The 17,383-nt window shown below is 56.0% G+C and carries 10 protein-coding genes and 2 pseudogenes; 6 read left to right on the top strand and 6 right to left on the bottom strand.

Translation table 11 applies throughout. The features are described from left to right. Positions 1 to 677 precede the first annotated feature (677 nt). Positions 678 to 1,643, bottom strand: a complete 966-nt coding sequence (locus PTE30175_RS25535; protein WP_150699874.1) for an agmatinase — start codon at positions 1,641 to 1,643, stop codon at positions 678 to 680. An 871-nt stretch (positions 1,644 to 2,514) separates the two neighbouring features. Between PTE30175_RS25535 and PTE30175_RS25525 the strand changes: the two genes are divergently transcribed. Then, on the top strand, positions 2,515 to 3,438 hold the full coding sequence (locus PTE30175_RS25525) for a DMT family transporter (RefSeq protein ID WP_150699872.1): 924 nt from the start codon (positions 2,515 to 2,517) through the stop codon (positions 3,436 to 3,438). 304 nt (positions 3,439 to 3,742) lie between these two features. Here PTE30175_RS25525 and PTE30175_RS25520 read toward each other — a convergent pair whose 3' ends face one another. From PTE30175_RS25520 to PTE30175_RS25485, 5 genes and pseudogenes are all read right to left on the bottom strand, one after another. Further along, positions 3,743 to 4,570 (bottom strand): IclR family transcriptional regulator, encoded by an 828-nt coding sequence (locus tag PTE30175_RS25520; RefSeq protein ID WP_150699871.1) that lies wholly within the window; start codon positions 4,568 to 4,570, stop codon positions 3,743 to 3,745. A 589-nt stretch (positions 4,571 to 5,159) separates the two neighbouring features. After that, positions 5,160 to 6,038, bottom strand: coding sequence for a PhzF family phenazine biosynthesis protein (locus PTE30175_RS25510; protein ID WP_150699870.1), 879 nt, complete (start codon positions 6,036 to 6,038; stop codon positions 5,160 to 5,162). A gap of 390 nt (positions 6,039 to 6,428) precedes the next feature. Next, positions 6,429 to 7,574 carry a branched-chain amino acid ABC transporter substrate-binding protein gene (locus tag PTE30175_RS25505; RefSeq protein WP_150699869.1) on the bottom strand — a complete coding sequence of 382 codons (1,146 nt, stop codon included), beginning with the start codon at positions 7,572 to 7,574 and terminating at the stop codon, positions 6,429 to 6,431. 643 nt (positions 7,575 to 8,217) lie between these two features. Beyond that, positions 8,218 to 8,431, bottom strand: a pseudogene (locus tag PTE30175_RS25500) (IS6 family transposase); the annotation flags it as partial. 783 nt (positions 8,432 to 9,214) lie between these two features. Continuing rightward, complete coding sequence (locus PTE30175_RS25485; RefSeq protein WP_150699868.1) at positions 9,215 to 9,688, bottom strand: Lrp/AsnC family transcriptional regulator; 474 nt, start codon at positions 9,686 to 9,688, stop codon at positions 9,215 to 9,217. 129 nt (positions 9,689 to 9,817) lie between these two features. Between PTE30175_RS25485 and PTE30175_RS25480 the strand changes: the two genes are divergently transcribed. The 5 genes and pseudogenes from PTE30175_RS25480 to PTE30175_RS25460 all read left to right on the top strand — a co-directional run bounded on the left by PTE30175_RS25480 (position 9,818) and on the right by PTE30175_RS25460 (position 17,105). Continuing rightward, a complete protein-coding gene (locus PTE30175_RS25480) occupies positions 9,818 to 11,212 on the top strand; it encodes an amino acid permease (protein WP_150699867.1) in 1,395 nt (464 codons plus the stop codon). A gap of 50 nt (positions 11,213 to 11,262) precedes the next feature. Continuing rightward, positions 11,263 to 12,468: an amino acid aminotransferase gene (locus PTE30175_RS25475; RefSeq protein ID WP_150699866.1), complete on the top strand. Its 1,206-nt coding sequence runs from the start codon at positions 11,263 to 11,265 to the stop codon at positions 12,466 to 12,468. Between the two features lie 61 nt (positions 12,469 to 12,529). Next, positions 12,530 to 13,294, top strand: coding sequence for an HpcH/HpaI aldolase family protein (locus PTE30175_RS25470; RefSeq protein ID WP_150699865.1), 765 nt, complete (start codon positions 12,530 to 12,532; stop codon positions 13,292 to 13,294). After that, a pseudogene (locus PTE30175_RS25465) lies at positions 13,270 to 13,662 on the top strand (IS4 family transposase); the annotation flags it as partial. The gene PTE30175_RS25470 and the pseudogene PTE30175_RS25465, both read left to right, overlap by 25 nt. A 44-nt stretch (positions 13,663 to 13,706) precedes the next feature. Continuing rightward, complete coding sequence (locus PTE30175_RS25460; protein ID WP_191629217.1) at positions 13,707 to 17,105, top strand: SIR2 family protein; 3,399 nt, start codon at positions 13,707 to 13,709, stop codon at positions 17,103 to 17,105. The last annotated feature ends 278 nt before the right edge of the window (positions 17,106 to 17,383 follow it).

Genomic DNA, 17,383 nt, shown 5'->3' with positions numbered 1-17,383 from the left:
GATGCGATTTGTCGTCAGGTGTTGTCCTTTCAGATCGGGGGCCTGTTGAGCCATCGCAGACACACTGCACGTTGCGAGAACGGCGGCAATTTGGCAGAGTCGCAATGCTTTGTTATTCAACATCTCGTTTCCCATTAGATGATCGAAGCACGAATCCTTGGCCAGTTCTCGCCACGCTTGCTTGCTGCGACGATCAGATGGATCCGAATCTGATCCTGACAATTGATCGTATAGGGGCATATTTTTTTGCTCTATCGACACTTGTAGAACCTAGGTTTGGCGCGACCCATTTGCGCATCTACAGATGCCCCGGCGCGTCGTATTTGGCGCCATAGCCAGGGTTTGCACCGTCAGTGGCTCATGGGAGGGACGGAAAGCGGACGAGGCGTGGTTGGAAGCCGGTCGTCGCGATGGATTCCTGGCAAGCAGCAAGGCGTAGACACTCACCCCGGCCAGCGTGGAATCGGTGGCGACAGCTCGAACAGAAACACAGATGCGCGCAGCCAGTTGCTACTGCATCGGTGTCGGTAATCGCCGCTCGAAAAGCCAGCCAGGGGTACAACGCTTGCCCATAGCGCACCGACATGACGCTTGCGCTATGGGTTTCAGCTGAAGAAAATCGCGGACACACAGGGAGAACTGCGGCCGATACGGCCTGAGCTCGTACAGCCGTTCTCTTAATTGCCTGCTTTTGCTTTGCCCTTTGCAACAGCATCTGCGACCAGGCACAGGATTTCGAATGCCAGGTTGGCGCCGTTCAGTGCCGTGTGGTTGGTAATATCCAAGGGGGGGGAAATCTCACAAACGTCCCCGGCGACAATATTCAGGCCGCGGAACCCACGAATGATCATCTGCGCGTCGCGCATGCTCAGTCCGCCCGGCTCCGGCGCCCCTGTCCCCACACAGTATGCGGGATCAAGAACATCGATATCAAACGTCAGATACGTGGGCTCATTTCCGATCACTTCCCTGATGATCTCGATCGTACGGGCGCGTCCGATCTCTTCGAATTCATCATAGGAAATCAACCGCATCCCCGTCTCGCGGTGATAATCTCGGTCATCCAGGCAGAAACGCGTGCCACGGATGCCTACAGACACACTGCGTTTGGGATCGATCAGACCCTCTTCAACGAGACGACGAAGCAACGTCCCATGGTTGTAGCGGTCCCCCCAGGCGTCTGGATAAGTGTCGGGATGCGCATCGAAATGGACGATCCCCAACGGTTGTTTCCACCCCAACCCTTTGATGACTGGATACGTCACGCCGTGGTCACCGCCAACACACACTGTCGTGGCACCCGACGCGGCAATCCGTTCGATATGTTTGACGATGCTCGCCACGCTGCGCGTAATATCGACCGGAATCACAGGCACATCGCCGAGATCCGCGATCCGACATTGATCAAATGGTGAAGCGCCACCGTCCGAGTTGAATCGCCTGATCAGCCGAGACATCTCGCGTACTTCGGCTGGTCCGTGGCGTGTGCCTGCACGGTTGCTGGAAAAATCAAACGGCACCCCCAAAAGCGCGATATCAAAGGCGCTTCCGTCACGAAGCCACGGCGTTCTAAAGAAGGTTGCCGGGTCCGAAAAACGGGGGGATACAAGCGAGTCGATTGGGTCGAGCGAGGATTCTGACATATTCACCTCTCATGTTGAGAAGCCCATCATAGACGTGTAAGTGCGAAGACAGGATCAGGAAGGCACGAACCTTGGTTCATACATTTCGATTTGCGGGAGGTCTAGAGTTAGTCACGCTAATGCATGCCGCGAGGGACCTTCCCACGGTAACGCCGGAGCATTCGCATGCCCGAACCAGAATCCGCGGTCACGCGGGCGACCGTCACATATTGACGCTGCGTGCAGCAGTGCTGCGGTGGACTCACAGCGTGATGCAAGGGGGGCCGGCGGGGAGCGAGCGCCGTATCGGGCGCCCCCTGCTGCGTTTAGATGCGGGCATGACAACAGGGCCCACAGTCTCTCGACTCATTGAAACGGGAGATGCTTCAGTGCTGGTCGATATGCGCACGGCCCGAATGTCATGCGATACAACGAACGGATGTCCCATCCTGGCCGTTCTGTGCCCTCGAGATCAACGATCAATCCACGCGGCGACTGCTGGTCCGCACAAGCAGAAACCAACAACAGAATCCGAATACCAGAAAAATCTCAACTTGGACCTCGAGTTCCGAGAACGGGTCGAGCAGTACTTCGCTGCACAACTGGTGCAGGCGCAGCTCATGGCGCAACGCCTTGAGCGGATGTTCGTAAGCGCGAATTTATCAGCACGTATCCTCGGGCCTGAGGGCGTGGCAAGATGTGTCCACTGATTAATGAATAGCACACGCCGCGCTGTACCGAGCAACGGGCCGAGCCTGCTGCCAGTCAGCATCACGTGCTTGCCCCAACGCCGAAACTTGGTTTTAGATCTGACGATGGATTACTCCCCCTTCACTTCATACACTGAGGACTCTCTTTCCAACACCTCTCATCAATCTAGGAATCTTCTCAGGTGAAGAACCCGTCAACGAAGACGTTGGGGGCAAACGGGAGCCTTGTGATCGGACAATCGAGCGAGTTGCTGTTTGTTATGGCAATCTGGGGATTGACGAGTCCCGCATTGAAGTTCTTAACCGGCGACTTCGATGCAGTGATTCTTTCCGCTCTGCGCCTCGCCTCGGGCTTCGCGGTAATCTTTTTCTGCTTATACGCGCGGGTTCAACTCCGCATGATTACCGGTCAAACAATAGCGCTCATTTGTCTCTCCGCGACTTTCACGGTCTACCTATTTCAGATCCTAACCACGCAAGGTATCCATATGAGCACCGCGACAAACGGTGCCTTAATCACCGCTTTTCAACCATTGCTAGCGTCGGTTACAGCGATGGCCTTCTTGGGAGAGAGAATAGATCGACAACGTTGGGTGGGACTGTCGATGGGACTCTGCGGGGCCTTCGCAATTTTCCTTGCCACCTTTGTGGACGCGGCAAAAGCAACGGGAACGGGTGACACACTGATCTTTGGTGGGGTGCTCGCTTACTGCGTCGGAACGTCCATCGCCCAATACGCCCTCCGCCGAATCGATGCAATTACGCTGACTGTCTGTACACAAGCCCTCGGTTCATGCATGCTCTTTTTTCATGCGGCTGGAGCGGCTTGGTGGAAGCACGAGCCGCCTCGTTTAAGCTGCTCTTTTTGGCTTTGGGTCCTAGTTTTTCTATCTGGAGCGTTGTCGACTGGGTTAGGCGGAATGCTATGGTATCGAGCGATCGCAAAGGTCGGCGCTGCGCGCGCATCGCTCTGGCTATATTGGGTTCCCGTTTTTGGTGTAGCCGGCTCAGTTGTCTTCCTGAAGGAAACGTTGAGCCCTTGGCACATCGTAGGCCTCGTGCTAGTGCTGACTGGAACCTACATATCGACGCGGAGAAAATTTTAGACCGATCGGTGTTAATTCAATACGTGTTGCGGGTGCCACTGCGCCATCTGATCGCTTTCATTTAGCGTCTTCCTCGCCTTGAATCTCGGGTAACGCTCGAGCAACAGAAAGGCGACGCTCGCGTTACGCGGACCTGCACGCCCACAAGTTTTACGTTGCCCAAAGGAGCTGGCACATGGCCGCCCAAAGCATTAGATGCTGCGTTTTCGCTCGTTCTACAACCCCATTCGCCGGCACGGTTTCGCTGGCGACCTATCACCTGTAGAGTTTGAGCGGCGTTACGCGCCAAACGGCTCGTGAGTGTCTATGAAACTCTGGCCGGTCCATCCTTCTCTGACGACCAACCCATTCTTTTCTCAATTCTTCTCGCAGCGTTTTTAACAGCGCGAATGTAACCTTGCATGTCCTCAACAGCTTTAGATTCCGGAAGGACGATCGAAATAGTTATCACGCATTCCCCGATCTCATTTAGAACAGGTGCCGCAATGCACGCAACTGAAGAGAACGTCTCACCGATCTGTATCGAAAACCCTTCCGCCCATGCTCTTGCCGACGACTGCGAAAGAATTCGTGCATCTGTCTCAGCTCTTCCTGTCGGCGACGGCCTGGAATGCAGTGCGAAGTATGCCTCTCGGTCCTTCGCAGAAAAATGTCCGACAAGGAGGCGGCCTGACGCAGTCCAGTTGATGGGAATGCGTGCACCAATTCGCGATGACACACGGAAAAAACCATCTCCCTCAGCCATCTGCAAAACGACCAATTCCCCTCCGTCTCTTCCACAAACCTGAACAGTCTCACCTACATCGCCGGACAGGATCTTTGCTTCCTCTGCCGACACGTCGAGGTATTCCAATCGATTTGCGTATGACAACCCATAGGTGAACAGCCGCTTTCCCAGCCAGACTCGCCCACCCTCGCTACGCTCCAAGACACTCCTTTCCAACAGATCTTCAATAATGGAATAGGTGGTGGAGACGGGCGCGCCGGTTACGCGCGCAATTTCGTTGGGAGTACGCGGAGTGCCTACTGTCTGCAAGCAGTCGAGCACTTGCAGCGCGCGATCCAGCGCCCCTACTCGGCCCTTTACTACAACACTCAAGGCCTCGTCTTTACTGTCGTATATCGTGGTCATGACCTCTCCTCTACTGGCAGCCACTCCCAAGCTCCCACATCAACATTCGAAGCGTAGCACATGATAAATTTCCACAAAAAACATTGCTTACACAGCTATGTAATTTATATCTTCCCATTCTTGTTGAAGAGCGTCGCGATCGTCGACGACTCGACCGCTTACGATCAGGATCTCGCCAACGAATTCGAAAAGACTGCGAGGTAGCCGGGGCTCTGTCGCGCTCGGGCGATCATATGGGATACGGCAACCGAAATTGAGACGATCATGATGGGCCTGACGGGGAAGACAGCGCGCTGGCCGACATTCTTGAATCGTGGTTCGTCGCAATCCGGAATCAGCCACGAGCCTCGCGAGCCGATGAGTTGCGTCGGCAGGCGGGCCTCGTGTTTGTGACCGACGTGCAGACGTGGCTTTACAAGAGCCGGATTTCAGAGGATCGCCGGCGAACCATCGAGGCGCGGCTGCACAGGCTTCCGACCTTGTATCGCCGGGATTCTTGTCCCAAAGCACCGCCGAACCTAATCAAACGTGTGTATATTGGAGCGTTCTGCACACACTTGTTGAGACCGCGTTCAGATCGGGATACCTGTCATGGCTTAATCAGTACACCGTCAATACATGTGATGGACTGGCCTCCTATGCGAATTTCGCCATTCGATCCGAACTCGACTTGGATGCGCCCCTGCCGACCGACACACGTTCCTTGTCCGGATTGAAAATTCGATCCGAGAGTCTCGACTTGCCCTGATTCGCGAACGTACACAGCGACTGCGCCATTACCGCTACCGCAAACCGGATCCTCCGAAACCCCAACCGAGGGCGCGAAAGTCCGCACCTCTAACGCCACAGCATGGCCGATTGGATGTTTGCCAAAAACGGTGACGCCTGTAGACCCAACGTGCTGGTCCAACTCCGTCATACGCTGCAGGTCAGGCCTCAACGCTAGGACAGATGCAGCGTCAGGTAGCTGCGCAACGATCCACTTTGGACCGACGTCGATCAATCGAGCCGGCGGATCTCGCAAAATATTTCCTCCCAGCAAACTTTCCAAAGCGTCGGTTTGATCGTCACTCAGCACGGTGACTTTCGGCTGCGGGAGCTCGAAGGCAATGTGTTGCCCTTGTTCGATTTGCTTCACTCTCAATCGCACTAGCCCCGCGCCGCATTCTTGGACGAGCTCTCCGTTTTTAGCCTTCACCAGACCGGATTCTAGCAAGGCATGCGCTGTACCAAGCGTCGGATGTCCTGCGAATGGCAGCTCGTTACGTTGCGTGAAAATGCGAACGCGGTAATCAGCGTCATGGGTAGTTGCCGGAAGCACGAACGTCGTTTCCGACAAATTCGTCCAGTTCGCGATCTGCTGCATCTGTTCCGTGTCCAGACCTGTTCCGTCAAGAATTACTGCGACAGGGTTGCCGCCATAGCGACGATCGGTAAAAACATCAACCTGTTTAAATTTAATATCCATGATTTTCCCTAGCTAAACGATGTTGACACAACCGCATTGATTGCATTCACCGCTCGCTTTATTAATAACAATCCGAATTATTTACCATATCCAATGAATGCGCGATGACGAATACGAGTCCCCTCTAGGGTTGCAACTTGGTTGCAATTTTGCCATCTCATCCTACGTCAGAAGCCAACAGTTGACGACGATCATGCTGATGAGCTGGCGAGCACCAGCGACAGTGGCCCCGTCCTATTAAAGAAAGGAATATAGTGTCGCCCGCAAGATTCAATTGACAGGGAAGACGACACTGCTTCCCGAAAATTCAACCTTGCCAGAGATCTTTACCCCCGACGAGGACCAAATCCGGTTTAGGCTCGTTCACGCTTCACCGCCCATGTCGATGCGCTACATCGTTACCTGATCAAGAAATTTTCGCTTTCCGCCTACGTAATCGTAGAGCGAGATTGTGCCATGGAGCAGATCACCCCTCGAATCAAAAGAAATTGCCCCTGTTACGCCTGAGTACTGCGTGCCAGGCATGGCTGCGAGTATATTTGCTGGATCTGTCGATCCTGCGCGCTTCATCGCATCGACAATCACCATCACGCTGTCGTACGCGTAATGCGCGTAACTTTGTACCGGGTGCCCGAACCGTGCCTTGAATGCGGTATCGAAGGCTTGGCCGCCTGGCATTTTCTCCAATGCTGCACTAGCTTCAGAGCACACTACGTTCTCAACAGCTGGCCCCGCCAATTCCACCATTTTTTCAGTGCAAAGGCCATCTCCTCCAAGGATCTTCGCCCGCAGACCCAATTGCCGGGCTTGCTTCGCCAGAGTACCGCCCCCTGCATCGGCGCCGCCATACATGATGGCGTCAGGGTTCTCACCCTTGATTTTTGTCAGGACCGCGCGGAAGTCAATCGTTTTGTCGTTAGCCGCCTCGTGCGAAACGACGCGGATACCTGCACTCTTCGCGCTACGTTCGAATTCCTGCGCGAGGCCTTGTCCGTAAGCAGTCGAGTCGTCGATGATCGCGACACTCTTCAGCTTCAACTTCTTGGCGGCGTAACTTGCCAGCACCGGACCTTGCGTAGCATCGGTCGCCACGACGCGATAGGTTGTCTTCAGACCTTGTTGCGTATATGCGGGGTTCGTTGCAGATGGCGAAATCTGCACGATCCCCGCATCACTATAGACTTTAGACGCTGGGATCGATGTACCTGAGTTCGTGTGGCCAACAACGGCGACAACCTTGTCATCAACCAACTTTTGTGCAACCTGCGTCGCAGTACGAGGATCACCAGCGTCGTCTTGCGACTCGAGGCGCAGCGTGATCTTTTGGCCACCGATAGTCAATCCGGCGGCATTGACTCTCTCAACGGCAAGAAGTGCACCGTTCTCCGAGTCTTTGCCATAACCAGCGTAAGCGCCCGTTAGTGGCCCCACAGTGCCTATCGACACGGTCTGGTCGGCCCAAGCCAGAGAAACCAAGCCGCACAAAGCGGTAGTTCCCGCGAGAATTTGTCCAACCGCACAAGCTCGAATCTTCATCACTGTCTCCCACGCCATCATTGAGTTGAAAATAGCGGTCAAAACTCCGTGTCAACATAATTGAGCATTGCGACACTTCTATTGCTCAGGATGTCTACCTTACCTCCACGCTCCCACTCGACTACACGATCTGCTACAAAAATTCGCCCCTCCCCGCGGTCGCCAACCCTCTCCTACCAAAATTGCTGCAATATCACGTCGTCGTACCCCGCTGTGCCTCAAATCACTACAAGCTTTTCGCCCCCCCCCCCCCGCATTGGAAAAGCGATTGTCGTTCGCGTAGCAACCGTTGACGCCCAGCGTGCCATCCATCGACGCGAGCAATTGGCCCAAACAAATATCCACAATAATGGAATTATTCTTGCCGAATACATGCATCCTTCATGGCCATCTGCCTTCAAGTTCTCCATAAATAGGGCAATCATGGCGACAACATCAAGATCCAAAACACGCAAGATACTTAACTACCGGCCTCATTTTTCCATTACTGTGGAATTGATTCTTTATTTTGTTCCCATCATAGCGGATATTTGGACCGGTCAAAAAAATACGGCTGCGACGTCAACAAGATGTCGCCCCCAAGAAGTACGGTAGTGTCGCGATAAGGTTGACAGCGCCAAAATTCCTTATATAGTTCGTATTACTACATTATTAGAAAGTGGAATTTTTCGGCGGCTGTTCGCGAGTTGCCGCCGTCCTTCATCTGACCTTTGCGGATCATGTGCATCGTCTCAATGCGTGAGAGGATGATGCGAGCACACCGGAAATCCTTGAATCCCATCATGGGCCTGGAGGGCGGCCCGATTGACCCCGCTTTTGTCCGTTGTCACGGTCTCAGGCGCGCCGCTGCGATCGATGACCGGATTCACTTTTACAACTATCGACGCCCGCATCAAGCGTTGAAGATGACGCCCCCGGCTGAGGTATTCGCTTTAGCCGCTTAACTTGACCAGGTTCTGCTGGGCCATTGCACTTGACGGTACGTGCCACTCGACGCACCTCGCCACTGTCGCCCCGAACCGAAGCGAGGAAGTCGGTGTCCTGTGCAATGTTGCGATTAATGTCCTGCTGGGTCTTGAAGCATCGCCATCGCATCGCACTCCTTAAAACCGTCGAAAGGCGGCAGTATGGCGAGGGCGCGCGCAATGTCAGCCACCGGATCGGGCACGACACGTGGCGCTATCCGTGCGAAGCGCGTACGTCGATTGGCTCAGTTCCTGGAAGACTATCGTGGCAGAGCACTACCGACACGGGCTGGACCTGTCCGCAACGGGCGCAAGCCACAGTACATGCAACCTGTGTCGAGGTACAGGATTTGTGCGGTGTCGTTCCTGCGGGGGATACGGGAATGTGAAAGCGCCGCGCGTTTGCACTGCCGCATCGAACCGCGCCGCCGTGGACGCTACAGCGCCGACCGCGCCCGATGAGCGGCAAGCGGGCGGCGACAGACAGCCCATTACGATATGAATTATGGTTTCCGACACATCGGTACGCTACTCGTAGTCGCATACCAGACAGCGACGGAGAACCATCCATCCAAAGATGCGCTCGACCACCCAGCGGCGGGCCAATACGGCAAAGGGCTTCCGGCAACCGCGACAATGGCGTTGGTCATTTCCATAGCTTGCGCTCGCCGCGAGTCACAACTCAATGGGGATTTCAGCCACCCTGCCTTTGATTTCCCGTAGCGAGAAGTACGTCTGCAATCGGGCAAGGCCCGGCAATCGATGCAGTTTGTCGTGCAGCAAGTCAGAGAATGCCTCCAAATCCTTCGCGAGCACGACCAGGATGAAGTCCTCCGAACCTGAAATCGAATGGAACATCACCACCTCCGGAATCTTCACGACTGCGTCCTGAAACTCCTGTAGCCGGTCCGCCGACTGGTAGTCAATCGATATCATCACGAAGACCATCGCGCCCAAGCCAACCACCCGGCGATTCACCTCGGCATGGTACCCGCGTATCACCCCCTCCGACTCCAGTTTGTTGACGCGCCGCCAGCAAGGCGATTGTGAGAGATTCACGCGCTGCGCCAGCTCAGCTGTCGTCAACCTCCCGTTTGCCTGCAGTTCATTCAATATCGCGAGGTCCGTCGAATCCAGCCCTTCTGACATAAATATACCTCCATAAGATAATTATAAGGTTGAAATATGCAATTTTTTGCTGTGTAGGGTATATACCATCCCGCGCGACCTTTGTCGACTATAGAATCCGCCATCATCATCAGCAGAAGGAGGCGACATATGAACGACGAGATTTCAAAACGCGAAGCGGGGTTGCAACGGGGGCTGACAGCCGGCCAGATGGGCATGATTGCCATTGGTGGCGCGATTGGGACGGGCCTGTTTCTCGGCAGCGGCTACGCCACCAATATTGCTGGGCCGAGCGTACTCGTCAGCTTTGCAATCGGCGCTGTCATTTCGATTTTGCTGATTGGCTGCCTTGCCGAAATGACAGTCGCGCATCCGACGGCGGGTTCGTTCGGCGCAAGCGCTGAGCGGTATATCGGTCCTTGGGCGGGCTTCCTCGTTCGTTACACCTATTGGGCTGGCATGGTGCTCGCAATCGGGCCCGAAATCAGTGCCGTGGACGTCTACATGCGCTACTGGATGCCGAACTCGCATCCAGGCCTCTGGGCCGGAATCATCGCCGTCGCCCTCATCATCGCAAATGCCCTTAACGTGAAGGTGTTTGGCGCAATCGAATATATCTTCTCGTCCTTCAAGGTTGCTGCCATCATCGCGTTCATCCTGATTGCCAGCTATGTCTTGTTCTTCATGAACCATCCGGGCATTGGATTCGGCAACTATCTTTCGAATGGCGGCTTCATGCCGCACGGGTTCGTCGGCACGTGGAACGCCACACTTATCGCGGTGTTCAGCTACACAAGTATCGAGATGATTGCGGTTGCGGCTGGTGAGGCCAGCGACCCGCGCCGAGCCATCGTCACTGCGTTTCGCGGCACCGTGCTCCGCCTTGTTCTCTTCTATCTTCTTTCCATCGCCCTGATGCTTGCGATTGTCCCCTGGAAACAGGCCGGCGCCGGAGGAAGCCCGTTTGTGAAGGTCATGGAGATTATCAATATCCCAGGGGCCGCTGGCATCCTGAACTTCGTCGTCCTGATTGCTGCACTCTCGGCAATGAACAGTCTGCTCTACACCACCACGCGCATGATGTTCAGCCTCTCGCGCGCAGGTCACGCTCCTGCGGCGTTCAGCAAGCTCACGCGTCGAGGCGCACCAGTCAAGGCGCTCATGCTGTCGAGCCTCGGCGGAGTATTCGGTGTCGTTCTGACCATCTTTTGGCCGAAACAAGCTTTCATCTGGATGATTGCGATTGTGATGTTCGCGCTGATGTTCGTCTGGATGATGATTTTCGTAACGCACTTCTTCTTTCGCCGCAGCTGGAGGAAGCACAACCAAACGCTGCCTTTCCGCATCAAGGGCTATCCGTACTGCACCATTACCGGTTTGCTCCTCATGTTGAGTCTCATGATCAGCACGGCATTCTTCGACGACTTCAAGCTGACGCTCGCGACAGGCATCCCGTTCCTGACTGCCCTGAGCGCGCTGTATTTCGTGAAATACCGCCGAAACGGCTCAAGCATTGCCGGCCAGACCGCAAGCGCCGAGCTTTGACGTCCAAATGACGTTTCCAACAGAATCTTCACCCAGTTAGGCAGAAACATATGTTTTCCAATGTTCCCTTTTACCGCGGCGACCCCATCTACAGCCTGTTCGAAGAGTACGAAAAGGACCCGAGAAAGAACAAGGTCAGTCTAAGCATTGGCGTTTATTGCGACGAGGATGGAAAGGTTCCCTACATGCGGGCCGTGAAGGCCGCCGAGGACGAGATCACATTGAACCTCGGCGCACGCCCTTATTTGCCCATGGAGGGAATGCAATCCTTTCGCACGGCAGCCCAGCGCCTGCTCTTCGGCGAGGCGCACGAGGCAGTCAAGAGCGGGCGCATCGCAACGATTCAATCGGTAGGCGCCACTGGGGCGGTACGTGTCGGTGCTGAGTTCCTGCGCGTCAACCTGAACAGCAACAGTGTGTGGATTAGCGACTTCACGTGGGAAACGCACCTCGATATCTTCCAGGCATGCGGATACAAGGTCTCACGCTACCCATACTATGACGCGGGTACCGGCGGCGTGGACTTCGGCGCATTCCATGCCTTCCTTGACGGACTCCCTGAGGGAAGCGTCGTGGTGCTGCATGCATGCGCGCACAACCCGACCGGCGCCGAACTGTCGAACGACGAGTGGACGAAGGTAGCCGAACTCATGGTCCGGCGCCGCCTCATAGCGTTCCTCGACATGGCGTACCAAGGCTTCTCGAAGTCGCTCGAAGACGATGCCTTCGCAATCCGCGCGCTGAGCGACGCCGGTGCGTCATTCCTGGTGGCAAACTCGTTCTCGAAGAACTTTGCGCTGTATGGGGAACGCGTGGGCGCATTGAGTGTTGTATGCCCTGATGCAACCCAAGCCGAAAATGTCCTCGGTCAGCTAAAGGCCACTGCACGCCGAACCTACTCCAGTCCGCCGACGCACGGCGCACGCATCATCGAGAAGGTGCTCACAACGCCGACGCTCAACGCCGCTTGGCACGCCGAGCTTGACGCGATGCGTGCCCGCATACAGGCGATGCGCCACGCGCTGCACGATGCGCTCTCGTCGAAGGTGGGCGCTGAACGCGTGAACTATCTACTCGTGCAGAGCGGCATGTTCAGCTTCACCGGACTGACACCCGCGCAAATCGACGTGCTTCGCGAAGAGTTCGGTGTATATCTCGTCAGCACCGGCCGAATTTGCCTGGCCGGGCTCACCACCTCAAACGTGGAATACGTGGCCAACGCGATGGCTCACGCAATCGAGCACGCCAATCGTTGACCCACTCTTCATTCGCAGGGAAGGCCACGCCGTCCCTGCGAGCGACAACTGATACCCCGTAATGAAGAACTTGAAAGAAGCAGTAACTAATCGGGCCCCTCTCGTTGGTTGCTTCGTATCGATTCCGCACCCTGCCTCGGTGGAGGCATGCGCGATAGACTGTGTCGACTTCGTCTGCTTTGATGCCGAACACGCGTCAATCGGCCGGGAAACGATGGAGCATATGCTCCGCGCCGCCGATTGCCGACAGTTGCCCGCGTTGGTTCGCGTTCCCGATGCTACGACCGGGTGGATTGGCTGGGCACTGGACGCCGGAGCGCAAGGTGTTGTGGTTCCGCGCGTGGAAACCGAGGACGATGCAAGGCAGGTGGTTAGGGCCGCCTATTTTGCGCCCAGAGGCCAACGTGGCGTCGGCATCGCCCGCGGCTCGTCTTACGGCGCCCAGTTGCGAACTATCGCGCAGAGCGCGCACGAGCGTACCTGCGTGATTGTGCAAATAGAAACATTCACTGGAGTGAGGAATGCGGCATGCATTGCGAACGTGCCTGGTATCGATGCGGTCTTCATCGGCCCGTTCGACCTCGCGCAGAGCCTGCTCGCGGTTCCGGAGTCGGAACGGCCCAGCCTGGACGACGCCATCGCGGCTATAAAGAAGGCTTGTGACGTCGCGGGGCGTTGCCTCGGGATTTTTCGCCCTGACGATTCGGACAGACATAAGTGGAGCGGCTTCCCGCTGCTCATCATCGGAACTGATGTCACATTCTTGCAAATGGGCATCCGATCGTCGCGGTCCAGTCAGCGATCGAAATGTTCTTCCACGTGCTGAAAAATGCCTGCAAGATGGAAGCATTGCAGCTATCGCACATGGACCGTGTCGAACGGACGCTCGTGCTGTACATGGTGGTTTCGTGGCGTATCGCGCGGCTGATGCGCTTGGGCAGAACCTGCCCTGAGCTGGATGCGTCGCTGTTCTTTGACGCCGACGAGATACGAAGTGCTTATCTGCTGTCGAAGAAGCCGCGCCCCCAAACGCCGCCCACGCTCAATCAAATGATTCGCTTAATTGCATCGCTGGGAGGCTTCTTGGGCCGCAAGAGCGATGGCGAACCGGGCGCCAAGACGCTCTGGATCGGACTACAGCGAACCCTGGATGCTGCCGCTACGATTCAGGCTCTCCGCAACGAGGGAGCATGACCTCTGTATAACGAGATGATTTTACGTACCGACCGAGAGTGTCCGTGCCCCGCGTCGTCACCACCAATTTCGATCTTCTCTTTGAGGAATGTGAGCAAGGACTTGATTCTTTCAATCCTCCTCACCTACCAGACCTAGGAAGAAACAACGACTTTCGCGGGGTGATTCACCTTCATGGTCGCGTCGACGTAGATTACCGTCGAGCGTGCGATGACGAATTTGTCCTATCGAGCGCTGACTTTGGGCACGCGTACCTGTCCGATGGCTGGGCGACTCGCTACATTCAAGCGCTTCTGCAGCGGTTCCGTATCGTGTTTGTCGGATACTCGGCTGACGATCCGCCGGTCCAGTACCTGCTTGAGGCGCTAAATCGCTTTGCGCGACCAGCGAATGCACTGTATGCCTTCCAATCCGGCGATACAAGGCAGGCGGCAGAACAATGGGCACACAAAGGTGTCGAGCCGATCTCCTATGACAGCGCCGATCATCACGCGGTGCTATGGAAGACGCTCTCTGCGTGGGCCGAACGCGCGCGAGATGTTGGTGGCTGGCACAACCACCTAATAGAAAAGGCCAGTCGAGGACCAGAGTCCATGGCACCTTATGAACGCGGGATGATCGCTCATCTGGCGTCGACATCAGTCGGCTCAAAGTACCTGGCTACGTCCGAGACAATTCTGCCGGCCGACTGGCTGTTCGTCATTGACCGCAATGCAAGGTACGGGCGCCCGGGGAGGGTCGGCGATGACGAGATGCTGCCCCCCTTCGACCCATTTGACGCGTTCGGGTTGGACAGCGATATATTGCCCGCCCCGACCGATCCTAAGGATGTCATTGCCAAACGTGAGGTGCCAGCAACCGCATGGGACGGCATGGAACTTACTTCGGCTGATACCGAAAAGTTGCCCGCGGCGGCTGCGGCGCAGATACGGAGTGGCGCCGGTCGCGAGGCCGCTCTTACCGCCCGCCTTGCTGATCTCGGATGGTGGTTTGTCAAAGTCACACACCAGCCCGCAGCATTGTGGTGGGCTGCTGCGCAACCCCCACTCCACCCCCGAATTTGCGACGATATCGAGCGGTCGTTGCGGCACGACGCGACGCGATTTACCGCTGCCATGCGCAAGGGCTGGGGCTTACTACTCGCCAGTTGGCGGCGTACGACACGACAGCCGGATATCGACAAGTACCCTGTCGAAGAAGCCGCGAAACGCGACGGATGGTCATTGCCCTTGGTTCGTGAAGCGATTGAACTCTACCAACCCTATCTGTCAGTCGCGCCTTCCTATGGCGTAAGAGCACCTGCGCCCGCGCCGGAACTTGCGCTGGAAGCTATTCTAAGACTCGACATCGAATATCCCCGACCGTATGAGCCGTTCGCTATTCCTGACGATGCACTGGGATATGCGATAACCATATTCCGCCGGCAACTGGAGGATACGGTTCGCCTCGAATCGGAAATCAGAGAACATGACCACATCTACCTTGACTCTATCAGGGCGGATGACGGCGAGACACCGGATGAAAATGCCTACGGGCTGACCGGCCACCTGATTACCTTAACCAATATGGTTGCACGATTGGCCAAATTCGACCGGGATGCTGCACGCCAAGCGGTCTGGAAATGGACATCACCCGATGCGGTATTTTCTCGCCTCCGCATCTGGTCCTTTGGACTCGCCGAACTGACCACGGCGGACGAAGCAGGCAACGGGTTTCTGGCGTTGAGTGATGACGCGTTCTGGGACTCCGATCACGAGCGCGATCTGCTGTTTGCTTTACGAGACCGATGGCACGAACTCCCGTCCGTGAAGATTGCTGAACTCGGAGAACGGTTGCGAAACGGAAATTTTCCTTGGGCCCAAGGACACGAGCACAGAGACGAGCTGATCGCTCACTATCGGTTGAATCGACTACATTGGCTGGCAACGCATGGCGTCATTTTTTCGTTTGACCTGGATGCGGAGATTGCTTTGCTTCGCTCGGCAGCGCCCGATTGGACGGAAGAAGCCACCAAATACACGGCCCAGCCGCACGTTTCGAAAGTCAGGACAGTTGAGACCGATGCCAGCGCGGCCACGCTCGAGCACGTGCCGCTCGGCGATATCCTGGAGGCCGCACAAAATCTTGCAAAGCACGGGATGCTGGCACCAGTCTTACGCCAGCCTTTTCACGGCCTCGCTGCGGCACATCCCGCACGGGCGCTGAGTGCGATCACAGACGCCTCCAGAAAGGGCAACTACCCGGCGTGGGCATGGCGCACCTTGCTGAGTTCAACTACCATCCGGGCTGAATCGCCTCGCATGCTTTCTGTCATAGGACGCCGTCTCGCACGACTTGAACCGTCTCAACTGGGAGAAATTGTCCATCCGGCGACCGAATGGTTGCGTGAAAGGTGTGGCACGCTTTATTCACAGTGTCCGGAGGTTTTCGATCTCGTGTGGGAAGCGCTCCGAGCATCATTGCCAGCCAGTTCCGGACTGCATAAATTCCCAAGCTCAGATAGAAGATGGGTCGATGAGAGCCTGAACAGTGCGGCAGGCCGCATGCTCGACACACTGCTTAAATATCCTGGCCTGGATGACATCAAGCCGGATGCGGGACTTCCCATCGCGTGGTCACTCAAGCTGGATGAAATGCTTGCGCTGCATGCCGACGATCGGCGCTACGCCATCGTAATGGTCGCGTCACGACTGACATGGTTGTATCGCACTGACCGAAAGTGGGTCGACACGCGGATGCTACCGCTTTCGACTCGCAACGATGCAGACACTGAAGCCTTTTGGGCAGGCTTTTTCTGGGCCGCACGTGCACCGCAACCCCCGCTCTATCTGAAGCTAAAGCAACCATTGATTGCGCTTGCCAGCCAACAGAACCTACGTAAGGCACACGCGAACAATCTAGCGGGAATCCTGCTTCTAGGTTGGGCACGACAGAAGGACTCGAACGAGCCCGAACAGATCATCTCCGATATCGAATTGCGGGAGATACTTATTCACGCGGCGGATGAATTGCGTTCCTCGGTCCTCTGGTACCTCCAACAGTGGGCCAAGAAACCCGATTCGCCACTGGGCGAGAACCTGTTACCGTTTCTTGAACAGGTTTGGCCTCGCCAGCGAACAGTCCGAACATCTCAGATGTCCGGGAAGCTCATTGACCTCGCGTTGGCTGCCCCCGACCGTTTTCCAGAGATTGTTACGGCAATACTTCCAAGACTGGTCCCGATTAACGGGCACTCAGTAGTGCTCGCGCGCGCCAATGTCAACGACAAGATTCTCACCCAACATCCGCGAACGCTCCTGGACTTGCTTTCGGCTGTTCTCAGTCCAGCCCCGGGCGTGTGGCCTTATGGCGTTGGAGAGATCCTCGCTCAATTGGCGGAGCAACCCACGACCCGAAACGACCCGCGGCTTGAAATTTTGCTACGGTACGAACAACGGGCATAGCTGACTTACGCTAACAACGTAAGCGCATAAGTTGGCCTTACCCTGCTGTTACGCATCTCCGTGTTGGAGTGACGGCTTTGCGAAGTGGAACTGCCACCCGAATGTCATGCGATACAACGAACGGATGTCCCATCCTGGCCGTTCTGTGCCATCGAGATCAACGATCGCTCCACGCGGCGACTGCTGCGCCGCACAAGCAGAATCCAACCACAGAATCCGAATACCAGAAAAATCTCAACTTGGACTGCGGAAAACTGTAAGAATCTCAATTTGAGCTG

The sequence above is a fragment of the Pandoraea terrae genome, assembly GCF_902459695.1.
In the GTDB taxonomy this organism is placed as follows: domain Bacteria; phylum Pseudomonadota; class Gammaproteobacteria; order Burkholderiales; family Burkholderiaceae; genus Pandoraea; species Pandoraea terrae.
Note: the sequence above shows the minus strand (reverse complement) of the source record. Positions and strands in the feature narration are given on the sequence as shown.